This window comes from Nostoc sp. PA-18-2419 (assembly GCF_005869855.1).
Taxonomy (GTDB): domain Bacteria; phylum Cyanobacteriota; class Cyanobacteriia; order Cyanobacteriales; family Nostocaceae; genus Nostoc.
In genome coordinates, this window is sequence record NZ_SZNH01000007.1 from 114,738 (window position 1) to 129,237 (window position 14,500).

General features: G+C 40.7%; 10 protein-coding genes and 1 tRNA gene. 10 read left to right on the plus strand and 1 reads right to left on the minus strand.

Annotated elements, in window-relative coordinates; genetic code table 11:
• Positions 1 to 99: 99 nt before the first annotated feature.
• From FCR06_RS09585 to tilS, 6 genes are all read left to right on the plus strand, one after another.
• Positions 100 to 180 (plus strand) — tRNA-Leu (locus tag FCR06_RS09585).
• Between the two features lie 245 nt (positions 181 to 425).
• Positions 426 to 1,079 (plus strand): chorismate lyase, encoded by a 654-nt coding sequence (locus FCR06_RS09590; RefSeq protein ID WP_138498957.1) that lies wholly within the window; start codon positions 426 to 428, stop codon positions 1,077 to 1,079.
• A gap of 755 nt (positions 1,080 to 1,834) precedes the next feature.
• A complete protein-coding gene (locus FCR06_RS09595; protein ID WP_138498959.1) occupies positions 1,835 to 3,535 on the plus strand; it encodes a DUF3352 domain-containing protein in 1,701 nt (566 codons plus the stop codon).
• 400 nt (positions 3,536 to 3,935) lie between these two features.
• Complete coding sequence (gene ccsB / locus FCR06_RS09600; protein WP_138498961.1) at positions 3,936 to 5,009, plus strand: c-type cytochrome biogenesis protein CcsB; 1,074 nt, start codon at positions 3,936 to 3,938, stop codon at positions 5,007 to 5,009.
• Positions 5,010 to 5,171: 162 nt separating this feature from the next.
• Positions 5,172 to 5,480 (plus strand): KGK domain-containing protein, encoded by a 309-nt coding sequence (locus tag FCR06_RS09605; protein ID WP_138498963.1) that lies wholly within the window; start codon positions 5,172 to 5,174, stop codon positions 5,478 to 5,480.
• A 139-nt stretch (positions 5,481 to 5,619) separates the two neighbouring features.
• A complete protein-coding gene (gene tilS, locus FCR06_RS09610) occupies positions 5,620 to 6,684 on the plus strand; it encodes a tRNA lysidine(34) synthetase TilS (protein WP_138499199.1) in 1,065 nt (354 codons plus the stop codon).
• Between the two features lie 91 nt (positions 6,685 to 6,775).
• Here the strand turns inward: tilS and hmpF are convergent, their stop codons facing one another.
• Positions 6,776 to 8,536, minus strand: a complete 1,761-nt coding sequence (gene hmpF, locus FCR06_RS09615) for a pilus motility taxis protein HmpF (RefSeq protein ID WP_138498965.1) — start codon at positions 8,534 to 8,536, stop codon at positions 6,776 to 6,778.
• 589 nt (positions 8,537 to 9,125) lie between these two features.
• Here hmpF and FCR06_RS09620 point away from each other — a divergent pair.
• The 4 genes from FCR06_RS09620 (at position 9,126) to FCR06_RS09635 (ending at position 14,400) form a co-directional block, all read left to right on the plus strand.
• Positions 9,126 to 10,301 carry a response regulator gene (locus FCR06_RS09620; RefSeq protein ID WP_138498967.1) on the plus strand — a complete coding sequence of 392 codons (1,176 nt, stop codon included), beginning with the start codon at positions 9,126 to 9,128 and terminating at the stop codon, positions 10,299 to 10,301.
• A gap of 256 nt (positions 10,302 to 10,557) precedes the next feature.
• Complete coding sequence (locus FCR06_RS09625) at positions 10,558 to 10,923, plus strand: response regulator transcription factor (protein WP_138498969.1); 366 nt, start codon at positions 10,558 to 10,560, stop codon at positions 10,921 to 10,923.
• 13 nt (positions 10,924 to 10,936) lie between these two features.
• Positions 10,937 to 11,467: a chemotaxis protein CheW gene (locus tag FCR06_RS09630; protein ID WP_138498971.1), complete on the plus strand. Its 531-nt coding sequence runs from the start codon at positions 10,937 to 10,939 to the stop codon at positions 11,465 to 11,467.
• 14 nt (positions 11,468 to 11,481) lie between these two features.
• A complete protein-coding gene (locus FCR06_RS09635) occupies positions 11,482 to 14,400 on the plus strand; it encodes a methyl-accepting chemotaxis protein (protein ID WP_138498973.1) in 2,919 nt (972 codons plus the stop codon).
• The last annotated feature ends 100 nt before the right edge of the window (positions 14,401 to 14,500 follow it).

Here is a 14,500-nt window from a genome sequence, read left to right on the forward strand (position 1 = left end):
TTTATCAAACCCTTCACTGAAATTTTTCTAAACTGAAACTGAGAACTCACCTTACTATAATTAGTTTCTTATGCTATAGTCTATGCTTAGACAACCTACGCGGATGTGGCGGAATTGGTATACGCGCACGCTTGAGGTGCGTGTGGCTTTGCCTTGCGAGTTCGAGTCTCGCCATCCGCATTTTTTGTTTATTTAATCAAGGGTCAACAGTCAAAGGGGCAAAACACCTAAGACGGTTGACCCTTAAATCTACAGTGGAATGAGGAGTAGGGAGGCAAAGAAGTGAGGAGGTGGCCTGATGAGGGAGAAAGTGATTCTTCTTTCCCCCTATTTCCCCATCCTCTGCCCATGCCTAATGACTAATAACTAATGAGTCTAAGGTTTTTTATGCTTTTATAGAGATAGGTGAAGTTTTGTAAAAAATATTGACTATTACTTTTACGCCAACGAACAACTTAACACTGCCACCAGCTTGGCATCGCCTGACTCCGATTTGGCAAGGAGGGGAGGAAGTAATTCAACAAAGTTTGCCTCACACTCAGCTTGCACCAGCTTGGCAATTACTGCTTCTAGGAGACGGTTCGCCAACACGTCACTTAGAATTGCTCACAGGTGAGCCAACAGAAGTGGATGTCATAGATATGTCATTAATTGGCATAAACTTGGATAATGCCCCAGACTTAATAGAAGCTGTACCAGGGCCGCGACTACGGCGACAAGTGTGGCTGCGTACCGCTTCTGGTCAGCGATTAGCCTATGCCACTTCGTGGTGGGAAGCCAGCCATGTAGATGAGTATTTGCAAAATCGCTCATTACCAATTTGGGCGAGTTTAGCTCGTCTCCGCACAGAGTTGTATCGAGATGTGCGAGGAATTTATTATGGTTATTCTTCGGCGCTAGAGTCAGGTTTTAATGTAACGGGGCCTTTCTGGGGTCGCCACTACTTGTTTTGGCATCATGGACAGCCACTTACCTTGATTTATGAAGTTTTTTCACCTTATTTGACTAAATATTTAGGCCCTATGCAGTTGAGTGCTGTGAATGCTCAGGCCAATATTCAAGCCAGGAATGACGCATAGTCAGGAAAAAGCAAGGATTTGGGTAGGTATAGCAGAAACGCAAAATTTTGTGTCTCTACTAAATTTTGCTGATTATAGCAGGAGGTAGTTCGCGTAGCGTGTCGAAGACAAGGCAGGAGGTAAAACATTACTATTCCGAACATCCACGCTTTCAAGATGTTCTAACCTTTAATTCGCTTGTCATAAAAGATTATTTAACTAGAAAAGCCAAATTAAATCTTAATTATTTAATTTTGATGAAAAAATAGCAGTTGTTTGTCAGCAAAAATAACAACTGTTTTTGTTCAAAACGATACAAATTATTAAACGCTATAATTCAACAATATATCTGGGTTACTAAGTAGATAAACATACCCAATATTAGATACGGAATTATTTTAGGTTATATGGAGTCAAGATAACAGATACCACTTCTATAGATATAAGGTAGTGTAGATTACTGATGACTTGCAGCTTTGTCAAGTTAGTTATATTCTCAAAGTGCTTGGAATAACCGATAGAACTATCGAAGATTTTCCTTAGAGGCATCTGTTCAAAGGAAGCGTCCTGCGAAATTCAACAAAGCGTGCTAAAAAAGGTAACTAACCACTAAAACACCGCTTTTGAAACAATAGAAAAATTAATTACGGCATTATCATCAATGTCTAGGGTGGAGAAATTTATGCACTTAGCTGCCCTAAAGAACGAGAAGCTTTTTGGTTGACTGAACCAATCAAGCAAGTAATGAGTTTGCAAGTATGAGGTATTAGGTTTTAATGGCACCGCCTCTTGTGTCTGTTCCTATGAAGAAAAATAAGAAGCCGTTTTTGGTGCTGGCATTATCATCTGCTGGGTTATTAATTGGTGCAGCAAGTGCAGCATATTGGTTGTTCGCCCAAAGACAACCATCTTGGAATGATTTGCTAGTAGGTGCAAATATTATTCCTAGTGATGCTCTGTTTGCAGTTTCCTTAACAACAGATCCTCAGCAATGGCAGAAATTACAGGAGTTTGGGACAAAAGAAACCCAAGCAGAACTAGACAAAAATTTAGTACAGTTGCGCGATCGCTTTCTAACTAATAATGGTTATGACTTCCAGAAAGATATTGCTCCTTGGGTAGGCAATGACGTTACAATCGCAATTCTGCCGTCAAAAACAGTGAGTAAATCTGCACCCAAACCAGTTACCACCAACGAAGATGTTGCTGGCGATCAGCAATCAATGGTAATGGTATTGCCAGTAAAAAATCCAGAAATAGCTAAAAGCATTTTTGCACAACCCAAAACCCTCAAACAAGGCAAATGGGTTGACCGCACTTATGAAGGAATCGCGATTAAACAAAATCAAGGACAACCAGGGGAAAACTTTTCGGCTGCACTGCTGGATACGCGTTTCTTAGTGATAACTGATAGTCTCAAAGCTACACAACAAGCGATTGATACCTACAAAAGTCAAACATCCCTAGCTACAGCAGCAGGCTTTGCAGAAAATTTTCCGAAAATTGCCAATAACCAAACCTTTGCTCAGTTTTATGTAAATGTACCAATAGCAGCAAAGATAGCTGCTGCTTCTCCAAACCATCCTTTACCTGCTCAAGTTTTATCTCAACTGCAAAATAATCAAGGTTTAGCAGCAACGATGACCTTAGAGCCAACAGGAATCCGCTTAAAAGGTGTTTCATGGCTCAATCCTAATAGTCAACGGGTGCTAGCAGTAGAAAACAAAGCTGGAAACATGCAAAGCCGCTTACCAGCAGAAACCTTAATGATGCTCTCTGGCGCTAACTTACAGCGGTTATGGGGAGAATATGTTTTAACATCTCAGGGAAATCCACTATCACCGATCGCACCAGAACAACTGCGAAGTGCTGTAAAATCTATTACCGATTTGGATTTAGATAAAGATTTGCTCAGTTGGATGAAAGGCGAATTTTCGTTATCAGTGATTCCCAATACCCCAAAACAAGATTCACCAGATAATTTTCGTGCGGGTTTGCTGTTCATGGTACATACAAGCAATCGCAAATCAGCTGAAGCATCCATTAGTCAGCTTGATGAAGTGATGAAAAATCAATATCAGTTCCAAGTCCAACCAGGAAAAGTCGCAACTCAACCTGTTGTTAACTGGATATCACCTTATGGCACTTTAACTGCCACCCACGGCTGGTTAGATGGAGATGTGGCTTTCTTTGCAGTGGGCGCTCCCATCAGCGATAAAATTGTTTCCAAACCTGCTAACACACTAGCTAATACTCTTTCCTTCCAGCAAACAGTTCCTACAGAACCAAATCCCACAAATGGTCAATTTTTCCTAGATGTGGAACGAACTGTGAAAAATTTTCCCCTACCAACTGTGATCCCCAATCAACAAACTTTGTTAAGTGCAACCCGCTCAATCGGTATGACATCGGCTGTCAGCGACAGTCGTAGTAACGTTTATGACATTTTTATATCACTCAAGAAAGTGAGTAGATAAAGGAATGTCGAAGATGTGGTTCGATTTGGCGGTAGTTGAACGTAGTCGAAACTCACCAACCAGGAAATAAGGGAGATAAGGGAGAATAATATCATGTTCGGTTGAAGACTTATCATGCGCTAACAGTGGACACTCTGAGGTTCTGACGCCAAGAGATTTTAATCATAAGTAATTATCCGAACTTGATATAATAACTCCTCACCGGAGCAACCCAAACGTCTTTGGCTTTGCTCAGCCTGGAGCTGGTGCGTTGCCCATTTTCCAACAGTTGTTTGCTTTTAGCGTTGCCTTCAGGTAGCAACTGGTTCTCAACACTCCTTATTCCCCATTTTCCTTTAAGCGGATAGGATCGGAACAGTCAAAATCGATATTTTTAAGAATCGACAACAGAGGAGATTTTATGAATCTGGTTGTACTCCAGAACTGGCTGGACAATGCTTCCTTCGCGGTATTATTCCTAACAATGCTGGTGTATTGGGTAGGAGCAGCTTTTCCAAATCTACCTTATCTAGCCGCTTTTGGGACAGCTGGCATGGCGATCACTAATTTGTCTATAGCTACATTATTAGGCGCACGATGGATAGAAGCTGGTTATTTTCCTTTAAGCAATTTGTATGAATCTTTGTTTTTCTTAACTTGGGGAATTACTACAGTTCATCTGATTGCTGAAAATAGTAGTCGTAGCCGCTTAGTAGGAGTTGCTACAGCTCCAGTAGCAATGGCAATTGTTGCTTTTGCTACCCTGACACTACCATCGCAAATGCAAATGTCAGAACCCTTAGTACCTGCTTTAAAGTCAAATTGGCTGATGATGCATGTCAGTGTCATGATGTTGAGTTATGCCGCTTTGATGGTAGGTTCGCTATTAGCGATCGCTTTTCTAATTGTTACTCGCGGTCAAAATATCCAACTACAAGGCAGTTCTGTCGGTAATGGTGGTTATCGCACCAATGGCTACCGCTTGCACAAAGCAACTGAACTTGTTTCTGAATCACCAGCACCCCCTGTGGAAAATAATGGTTTTGCTCGTTTTGAAAGTAGTAGCAACGGTAACGGTAACGGTAATACCGCTGTTTTAGGTTTAGTCACAACAACTCCAATCGCAAATCCCAAATCTCAAATCGAAAATTCACAACCCCTTTCACCCCAACGCCTTAGCCTTGCCGAAACCCTCGACAACATTAGCTATCGCATCATCGGATTGGGATTTCCCCTACTAACAATTGGCATTATTGCTGGTGGCGTTTGGGCTAACGAAGCCTGGGGCTCCTATTGGAGTTGGGACCCCAAAGAAACTTGGGCCTTAATTACCTGGTTAGTGTTCGCAGCCTATCTCCATGCCAGAATTACTCGCAGTTGGCAAGGCCGTCGTCCCGCAATTTTAGCTGCCACTGGGTTTGTTGTTGTTTGGGTTTGCTATCTCGGTGTAAATCTTTTGGGTAAAGGTTTGCATTCTTATGGTTGGTTCTTCTAAAAACCTCATTAAAATAGTGCTAAGTGTTAAGTATTTTTATTAATCACTTAGCACTCCATAACTCATAACTTATTACAACGACTAAATCTATAAAATCATCATTTTATTTCGGATGAACTGCTAAATCTCTGGAAAGTATAGATTTAGTAACAGGAGATTTTTATGGAAGATGGATTCGAGAGACTAAATCACGATGAAGTTGTGTCTATACAACCAGACACTTTTAATAAGTTAAATATTGCTAAAACTTTTAAAGTTCGTGATTTGATTACAGCAATTAAAGATTATATTGGAGCCGAGCAAACAGATGAAGTAAATTTGTATACTCAAGGATTAAATTGTGAAGTTTTGCAATTTAGTACTCAGGGATGGAAAAAAGGAAAAGTTAGACTTGCTTTAGAATTTTGTCCTGAGGGTTCGGAATCACCACTTGATGAAATTTTTCAAAAGCTCAAACAAGTAGAAAATTAAAATAATTCGTAATTCGTAATTCATACTTAAATTATGAATTACGAATTATTTTAAGTAGTGTTTTAGGATGTGAATAAAAGAATTTATATACACTAATACAAAAAAATTATTTGTGTCCATCTGTGGTGAAAAACTCAAAATGGTATGGACTACTTTACATGCAAAAATACATCGCACTATCCGATCGCGCTATTTATTTKAGCGTCATCAAAGGTTATTAGTCGCTGTTTCTGGTGGACAAGATTCTTTGTGCTTAATTAAATTGCTGTTAGATTTACAACCAAAATGGGGATGGGATTTAGGCATTGCTCATTGCGATCATCGCTGGCGTTCAGACTCCCAAGCTAATGCTAATCATGTAGAAAACTTAGCTACAAGTTGGGGTGTATCCTTCTATTTACAAACAGCAAACGAACCGATAAAAAGTGAAGCTGCTGCACGCGATTGGCGCTATCAAGCTTTAAGTGCGATCGCCCAAACTAATAATTATCAATATATAGTTACCGGACACACCGCAAGCGATCGCGCCGAAACTCTTCTCTACAATTTAATTCGCGGTACTGGTGCTGATGGTTTGCAAGCCTTGACTTGGCAACGCTCCCTAACTACAGGCATTATCCTAGTGCGTCCACTTTTAGAAATTACTCGCACCCAAACACAGCAATTTTGTCAAGATTTTCAACTACCAGTTTGGGAAGATTTCACTAATCAAGATTTGCAATATGCCCGTAATCGTATCCGCCAAGAGTTGATACCATATTTACAAGAAAATTTCAACCCACAACTAGAATCAGCCTTAGCCCAAACAGCAGAACTTCTACAAGCAGAAGTGGAATATTTGGAAAAAGCTGCTCAGCAGTTGCGGGAAGAGGCGATGGTCTGGGGCATGGGGCATGAAGAAGAGGACAAGGGGACAAGGAGAATTGGGCACAAGGGGAAAGACTTGTTGCAATTTATGTCCCCACTCCCCTCAACTGTTCCTCTTCCCTTGCGGCTAAATCGTCGGGTATTGCAGAAAGCGCCATTAGCCTTGCAACGTCGGGTGATGCGTCAGGTATTGCAGCAAGTACTAACTAATGCCCCTAGTTTTGAACACATAGAAAAATTAACGGCTTTAATTACAGCGCCAAATCGATCACAAACCGATCCATTTCCTGGGGGTGCGATCGCTCAAGTCCAAGGCGATTGGATCTGTTTAAAATAGTTCCTATCCTAAGTTTATTACTGTTCTTGAATTATCTTACACAGGATTAGATATATTACTCTTGATTAATTTAGGTGATGCTGATGTAATTTTAAGACGCTAACAATTCTGGTTGAGATGTCAAACTTTGAAGAGTATAGCGCATCTGAGCGATCGCTTGGAGTTGATGAGCGCCAGTTTCCTGGAATCGATCCAAAGATTCACCAATTCCTTGGAGCTTTTGTCGTAAGCCGTCTAAAGAATCCTGAATTGGTTGTAGTGCTTCTTCATAAAGATTCACTCGACCACAGCATTGAGCAGTTGCTGTTCTTAGAGATAGCAAGTTTTCCTCGATTGCTTTAAGTTCTTGGTGCTTTTCATCCAAATCGTGGGTTTGATTATCAATCATTCCCTGAGCTAGTTCGATACCAGCACGCATCTGCTCGAGATCACGTTCCAATTTTTGGATTTCCTGTGAATATTGTTGTCGCTGGGTTTCAATTTGTAACAGAATTGGTTCTAAATTAATTTGATTACCTTCTTTTTCCTCAGCAACAATATGTCCTTGCCGCCGCAGCAAGACATTTTGGTGTTGCTTGAGAAACTTTTGATGCTGTAGCATATTGCGGCGTTGTCCCACCAAACTGGAGTTTAGCATCTGATAAAGGTCGTTTTCATCCGTCAGTTCCATTTGCAAATTGATCTGCTCATGGTCAGATGCTTGGTTTATTTTATTTTGTAATTCTTCTATAGCTTCTTGTTTATATTTGAGTTCTTGTTCTTGGTCATGAACAAAACTAGCGTCTATTTCTAATTTATGCTGTAAGTCTTGAACTATTTTTTGTAGTTCTTCGAGAGGCATTTTCTGTAAAGCTTTTACATCAACTTGCCGCCCGAAAACTACATCACCAGATGTTGAAGCCAAAGTGTGAATTTGTTGATATAAATCTTCTTGATTGCGTAACTGTTCTTTAAGTATTTGAATATACTCTTGTTTGGTGTTAAGTTCTGCTGTACTTATTTGCAATTGGGCTGTTTGCTGGACTAGAGAATTTTGGCCTTGTTGCGATGCATTTTGGCGATCGCTCAATATTTGTGACAAGCGCTCAACTTCTTCTTGTTGTTGAGCGATCCCAGTTTTTTGTTGTTGGAGTTGTTCCCAATGTGGAATTAGAATAGCTTGCTGCTTTTCTATTAATTCAAAGGCAAGCTGAAGGTGTTGTGTTACTGTTTCTGTAGCAGGAATGCGACTTGATAAGCGATCAAGTAACTCACTCATCACTCGACTTTGCTCCTCATCCAAAACCGTTCCTTGTTGTAAATCTGCTTGACGCTCCTCTAGCCGACGCTGTTCACCGCGCAAATGCTCCCAAGCACCTTCTAATTCCTGACGGTTGCGCTCAATTTCTGTATGTAAGCGTTCAATCTCCCCGCGGGATGTATCAACTTCTTGTTTTTCTTGCTCTAGTTGTTGCAACTCATCTTCCATGTTTTGCAACTGTTCCAAGCGTGCTTCCATTTCCATTTCACGGCGATTCAACTCTTGCGCCTGAAACGTCAACGATTCTTTCCACTGATCAATCTCATCTTCCTTGAGCTTAAATTTCTCCAATTGGCGAGAAAAATTCTGCAAAATATTGACTAGCGGACGCCCTGCTTCTTGAATTCGCTGCACTTGACGATTCGGATTGAGTTCAGCCAGTACCAAGGCGCCATCATTTAACTTACTTGCGTCCTCACCAGCAATCACTTCTTCCGACACAGTACTCCAATTCTGGTCAGTTCGCTGACAAGCTAGTAGTTTCAGTTCGGTTTTGCCACCACCACTGAGTAAACCACCTTTCTGTTTTTGTACTTCTGCTAAATACAGCACACTGTTAGTCCTTACTGATGCACTTAAAGTTCGTTTTGAATATACCTAAGATAATTCTGTTAACTTGTCTCACCAAACCGAGGCTTAGGAAAACAACAACAGATAAAACTATTTATAGACGCGAAATATTACGTCTTGATATTTATAGAGGCGGCTTGGCCGCGCCTTTATATTCTGTACTGATGACAGTGACGATGACTTCCGTGTTAACACTAGCTTTGTCAAAGTGTATTACGAAAGATTAAGGTTTATAGCTTAATTTCTAACTTGATGAGAACAAGGAATAGGGTAAAAATCTTTCCAATATTCCATAATCAATGACTTAAACAAGAAGTCAGAATTTAGCAATACTTGAAGTGGGGAAAGCAGGTAAGAGAAATAACCTCATGTTCGGTTAAAGATTTATCATTAGGACTGATGCGGGGAAAAAAAGACACTCTGACGCAAAGAAATTTTAATCATAAATAATTATCCGAGCTTGATATCGCTCCTAACTTCTAAATTCAATTACCTGCTCGAAACTCCAAAAATTGACGCACACAATTAATAAATAATATAAATGCAATTATCAGGAGTGTTTTTTAGCTAAATGCAGGGAAATTTAAGTGAAATTGATATTTGCAGTATCTTGCAATTAATTGAGTTGGGACAGCGAACTGGGCAATTATGGGTAGAAGCTCATAGTTACCGTAACAACAAACCTAGTGGAACTATAGTTAGTGAATATACCCTAAAACAACAGTCTTGGTTCGTTTTTTTCCTCAATGGTCAAATTATCTATTGCCAACAAGGGGAAAGTAGCTTATCCAGGATTAGCGATTATTTACGTCATTACCGAGTTGAGATGCAACTTGCCGATAAACAAATTGCCTCCTTATCATCAACCGACGCCCCGGAGTATGCGTATCTTTGGGCACTCTTAGAGCAAAACATCATCAACCCCAAGATAGCTGCTAGTATTATCTACAACTTGGTGCATGAAACCCTGTTTGACCTACTGAGTTTACACCAAGGTAATTTCATTTTCCGTCAAGGTGCGGCACTTGCTCCCCAATTACATACTTTGGAAATTACTTACTTTGTAATAAAAATTACTAAAGAATTACAGGAGTGGAAGCAACTTTATCCACACATTCAGTCTCCCGAACAATTGCCAGTGCTATCTAACAAACTTCAGATAGAGTCGTCGCTACCAGCTGCAACCGTCAATAAACTACAACATTGGGCTGATGGTAAAACATCCCTGCGTCAACTAGCTCGTTATCTCAACCGAGACATTTTGACAGTCGCTAAGGCAATATATCCATACGTCCAACAGAGTTGGCTACAACTAGTATATTCAACGACAAATAAACCAGATACTCACACTGATAACTGGGAATTGAAGAGAAAAAGCAGGGGGCAGATAGTATGTATTGACGATGCGATCGCCATCGGTGAGACTGTAAATTCCATCTTACAAGCACAAGGTTATGAAGCGATCGTTCTCACCAATCCCCTAGAGGCACTTAGTCTAATTTTTCAACTCAAACCCGATTTAATTTTATGTGATATAGCCATGTCCCAATTGGAAGGGTACGAGGTTTGCGCCATGCTGCGACACTCAACAGCATTTCGGTTCACACCGATTATCATGCTTACTGGTAAAGATGGATTTATTGATCGAGTCAAAGCTAGCATGGTTGGCGCAACAGATTATTTAACAAAACCATTTACAGACACTGAATTACTCATCCTTGTAGGGAAGTATATCAATAACCAATGAAAAAAGGCATGGGGCATGGGCCAATTGATTATTTCTCCCTTGTCTTCTCAGTCTATGGGGTATATAAAAATCTAAGACTTGTGGATCTACGAAAAGATGAGGTAAAAGATGTTATCACAGAATGAATCAACTCAGTGAAATATCAATATACAGGAAATTAGTGAAAAACTAAATTTAATTTATACAGTTGATACTTAAGGGGGAATCAGGGAATGTTCCAAATAGGAACGTTACATCAGGAGGTAGATAGACACTTATGAGTACAGTTCTGATTGTAGAAGACAGTATCGCGCAAAGGGAGATGATTACAGACCTCCTGAAAGCAACTGGATTAACGGTCACCCATGCCAGTGACGGATTAGAAGCATTAGAGGCAATTCAAATAGCACCCCCCGATTTAGTGGTATTGGATATTGTTATGCCCCGGATGAACGGCTACGAAGTTTGTCGGCGGTTAAAATCCGATCCAAAAACCCAAAATGTTCCTGTAGTTATGTGTTCTTCCAAAGGCGAAGAATTTGATCGCTACTGGGGTATGAGGCAGGGTGCAGACGCTTACATAGCTAAACCCTTTCAACCAACTGAGTTGGTAGGTACAGTCAAACAACTGCTGCGAAGATAAGGATAAAAGCAATATGGTCAGCAAACCGGACTTTTTAAGTGGCAGTGGTCAAGATCATTTTCGACCAGAATTACAAGTAGAAAGTCCTGAAGGTGAGTTACATTTGAGGTTTTACATTCCCTCGCATCAGGAGTTTGCACTACAAGCAACTGGCATCCGGGAAGTAATTGAATTAAGTCCTGATAGAATCACCCCGATTCCTAATGCTTCTCCTTTACTTTTGGGTACTCTAAATTTACGAGGTCGAGTGATTTGGGTAGCTGATTTGGGGCAATTTTTAGGCGAACCAAGTGCATTAAACACAAATAAAGCTGAAATTCCGGTGATTGCCATTGAAGAACAAGACACAATAGTAGGTTTAGCAGTAGAGGAAATTGGTGGTATGGACTGGCTAGATGTCCAAAATCTCATTCCACCGACTAGTGTTCCAGATACTATGGCTCCTTTTTTACGTGGAGAGTGGGTATTAGGTGCTAAAACTAATCAGTGTCTAAGACTGCTTGATCAAATAGCAATTTTACGGAGTGCGCGGTGGGCAGGATGAAATTGGAGGAGGAAATGGCAGCAAGTATTGATGATTACCAGCCAACATATCAGCAGGCGATGACCGCCTATGTTCAGAGAAATTACGATGTTGCCGCCACTTTAGTTGACCAAGTGGTGCAAACTTTACCAAATGACCCGAACTCCCATTTGTTAAGGGGGCACATCTACTACGTTTTGCAGCAGTACGATGTCGCAAAACAAGAATATCAACAGGTATTACACTTGACTAATGACCCAGAAATTATTGGTTTTGCTAATAATGGAATTGAAAATATAAATCAATACCTAGAGTCATTTGGTGGTCAGGTTGATACATCCACAAGCCAAAAGCAAATAAATTCCCTAGATATATCTGATGCGCTGACATATGGCAAAGAAGAATTGGCTGCTAATGAGGAATTTGACAGCACAAACTTGGATTTGAACTTTTTTGAAGATAATTCTTCAAGTGAAAAACTATCTTCAAATAATCCTTTTGATATACCTACACAAGACAATGTTAGTACAGAAAAAACATCAGATTCTGCTACAATCTTTGGCGAAGATCCTTTTGCTTTAAATGAAGAATTAGAGGACCCAGAGTCGAATAGCAGCAGTGGGGAGGAAAAAACAGAATTAGAGTTACCTGCTTTCTGGCAAGAAGATACCTCGGAAGAAAGCCTAGAAGAATCATTAGTGAATAGTCATTTTACAGATAATGAAGTAAATTCTACTAACGAAAATTCAGCTATTAACAATCATAATTTTTTATCTTCTAATTCACAAACTGGTAATACTAAAAATAATTTTACTGATTTTTTTAGTGAGTCACAATCTGAAAATTATAGTGCTGGAAGTTTAGAGAATAAGCAGCTTAATTTTGAAGATGAAACTTTACTGATTGTTGAAAAAGAACTAAGCAATCAGTCTCCAACCAAAGACTTAGGATATAACACTCAAGAGAATTTGTCACCAACCAAACCTAAGAATTGGTTAGAACAAAAAGATTTGGATGCAGACTCAGAATTTCAACCAAATTTTTCTGATGATATATCTTTTGACAAAAATTTAATTTTGGACAAAAAGCAGTTTAAATCAGTTGAGTTATTAGAGCAAAATAACTTTGATGACGATGAAAGTTTTGATATAGAAGCATTTGAGTCTGCCTTTGGATCAGATAACATCACTTCTGATGAAGACTTAAGCAATGTACTGAGTCGAGAAAATTCTAAGAGCAATATAGAATTTTTAGATGACTTTGAAGAATTTGATGATTTAGGTAATATTCCAGGGTTTGACTTAATCGAAGGAGATGCTGATTTTGCTGATGTGGCAATGCATTCTGCCGTAGCAGAAACTACTGGTACTGGACGCCCTCAAATTGTGGAGGCTTTTATAAGTAATGCAGCAGATCGCGAAGAGGAACTATTTACAATTACTGGTTCACACGAACCAGTTCCAGTTTTTACTCATCAAACAGATGCCTCGAAGCTAGAACCGAATGTCAGCGTTGAGCAAGGCTGGTTAGCACCATTAGAAAATGCCCCCATACAAAGAAAGCAATGGCTAATTGCTGGGACTGTGGGTATTGCCTCGGCACTGGTTGTAGCCGCAGTCAGCTTTGTCGCCACCACATTTTCTCCACCTCAACAAAGGGAAAGTGTGCGAAACACAGGTTGGGCAATGGCACTAGCAGCCGGACTGACCGGTTTTACTACCGCAGGGTTGATGGGGAATCTCACACTCAAGCAAATTCGCCGCACAACCAAGGATTTGCAAACTCAGTTTGAGGCTGTACGTCAAGGAAACTTGAATGCTCAAGCCACAGTGTATTCCGAAGATGAATTGGGGCACTTAGCTAGTGGCTTTAATGAAATGGCGCGAGTAATTTTCACGACCACAAATGAAGCCCAACGCAAAGCCGATGAACAAGAGGAAGCTAAGGAAAATCTCCAACGTCAGGTAATTCGCTTGTTGGATGATGTGGAAGGAGCTGCCAGAGGTGATTTAACAGTCCAAGCTGAAGTCACAGCCGACGTACTAGGAGCCGTAGCCGACGCCTTTAACCTGACAATTCAAAACCTGCGGGATATTGTCCAACAGGTAAAAGTGGCAGCTAAGGAAGTAACCAAAGGTGCAACTAACTCGGAAACTTTTGCTAGAGCCTTATCTAGTGATGCTTTACGCCAAGCAGAAGAGTTGGCAGTCACGCTGAATTCTGTACAGGTGATGACCGACTCGATTCAACGGGTAGCAGAGGCGGCGCGGGAAGCCGAAACTGTCGCCCGCGATGCGAGTACGATCGCTCTCAAAGGTGGCGAAGCAGTAGAAAATACTGTGGCGGGGATTTTAGAAATTCGCGAAACCGTTGCCGAAACAACTCGAAAAGTGAAGCGGCTGGCGGAATCTTCCCAAGAAATTTCTAAAATTGTGGCGTTGATTTCTCAGATTGCTTCCAGAACTAACTTGCTGGCACTCAACGCCAGTATTGAGGCGGCAAGGGCAGGAGAAGCTGGACGCGGCTTTGCAATTGTCGCTGATGAAGTGCGCCAGTTAGCAGACAAATCTGCCAAATCTTTGAAGGAAATTGAACAAATTGTCATGCAAATCCAAAGCGAAACAGGCTCCGTAATGACCGCGATGGAAGAAGGTACGCAACAAGTAATTAAAGGCACAAAATTGGCAGAAGAAGCCAAGCGATCGCTCGAAAACATCATTCAAGTGGCAAATCGGATTGATATTCTAGTGCGTTCTATCACTACCGATACTGTGGAACAAACGGAAACCTCCCGCGCCGTTGCTCACGTAATGCAATCAGTAGAACTCACAGCCCAAGAAACTTCCCAAGAAGCACAGCGAGTTTCCGGTGCCCTACAACACCTAGTAGGTGTATCTCGTGACTTGATCGCTTCTGTGGAACGTTTCCGAGTGGAAACCCTTGAAACTAGATAAATTGTCATTAGTCATTTGTCCTTTGTTATCTGCCAATGACCAATGACCAATGACCAATGACCAATGATTAATGATTAATGACTAATGACTCTTGACTAAA

Excerpts from the sequence above, each read along its gene's own strand:
- ccsB (WP_138498961.1), top strand. The coding sequence starts at position 3,936 with ATGAATCTGGTTGTACTCCAGAACTGGCTGGACAATGCTTCCTTCGCG.
- FCR06_RS09595 (WP_138498959.1), top strand. The coding sequence starts at position 1,835 with ATGGCACCGCCTCTTGTGTCTGTTCCTATGAAGAAAAATAAGAAGCCG.
- FCR06_RS09635 (WP_138498973.1), top strand. The coding sequence starts at position 11,482 with ATGGCAGCAAGTATTGATGATTACCAGCCAACATATCAGCAGGCGATG.
- FCR06_RS09605 (WP_138498963.1), top strand. The coding sequence starts at position 5,172 with ATGGAAGATGGATTCGAGAGACTAAATCACGATGAAGTTGTGTCTATA.
- FCR06_RS09620 (WP_138498967.1), top strand. The coding sequence starts at position 9,126 with ATGCAGGGAAATTTAAGTGAAATTGATATTTGCAGTATCTTGCAATTA.
- FCR06_RS09625 (WP_138498969.1), top strand. The coding sequence starts at position 10,558 with ATGAGTACAGTTCTGATTGTAGAAGACAGTATCGCGCAAAGGGAGATG.
- FCR06_RS09630 (WP_138498971.1), top strand. The coding sequence starts at position 10,937 with ATGGTCAGCAAACCGGACTTTTTAAGTGGCAGTGGTCAAGATCATTTT.